This is a genomic window from Trueperella sp. HMSC08B05 (assembly GCF_001808405.1).
GTDB lineage: Bacteria > Actinomycetota > Actinomycetes > Actinomycetales > Actinomycetaceae > Trueperella > Trueperella bernardiae.
On record NZ_KV793251.1, the window covers coordinates 1 to 782 of the forward strand.

At 57.9% G+C, this 782-nt stretch carries 1 pseudogene; it reads right to left on the reverse strand.

The features are described 5' to 3' along the window. Positions 1 to 158: 158 nt before the first annotated feature. A pseudogene (locus tag HMPREF3167_RS06155) lies at positions 159 to 782 on the reverse strand (IS256 family transposase); the annotation flags it as partial.

Below are 782 nucleotides of genomic sequence, written 5' to 3' on the forward strand. Positions count from 1 at the left end.
ATTCTCTGAGTTCGCGGGCCTTATCAAGCTTGCGAACAATCTGCTCAGGAGTGTGTTTACTAAACTTCTTCACCATTCATCCATTCCCCCTACCCACCGGGCAGGACATCAATGGACAACACTCAAGTCACCTGCACCTAAAAACCTGAGGCACTCCACCGGCACCGTTGCCAGGACGCATCGGGCAGCACTTCGGAAATGGCGTGCTGGATGCCCTCATGGGCGTCACTGGTGATAAGGAAGACACCACGAAGCCCGCGGGCTTTTAAGTCCTGGAAGAAGCCTTTCCACGACGCGTTGGATTCCGCGGTGGCGACATGCATGCCGAGTATTTCGCGGTAGCCGTCGGCGTTGACACCGGTGGCAAGTAGTAGGCAGCATTTGACCACCCGGCCGCCTTCACGCACTTTGATCGTCAGTGCATCACACGACAGGTAGGCATACCCGCCGGGGTCCAGGGGGCGGTTTTTGAAGTCTTCGACCATCTCGTCGAGTTCTTCTGACATGCGTGAGACTTGGGATTTCGACATGTTGGAAATCCCAAGCGTTGCCACCAGATCGTTCATTCGGCGGGTGGAAACCCCTTTGAGATAGCAGGCCGCGATTACGGTCGATAGTGCGCGTTCGGCACGTGAGCGTCGCCCGAGCAGCCAGTCCGGGAAGAACGCGCCGTGGCGTAGCTTCGGTACTGCCACATCGATTGTGCCGACACGGGTGTCGAGGTCGCGGTGGCGGTACCCGTTGCGGTGGTTGACCCGCTCGGTGGATACAACACCGTATTC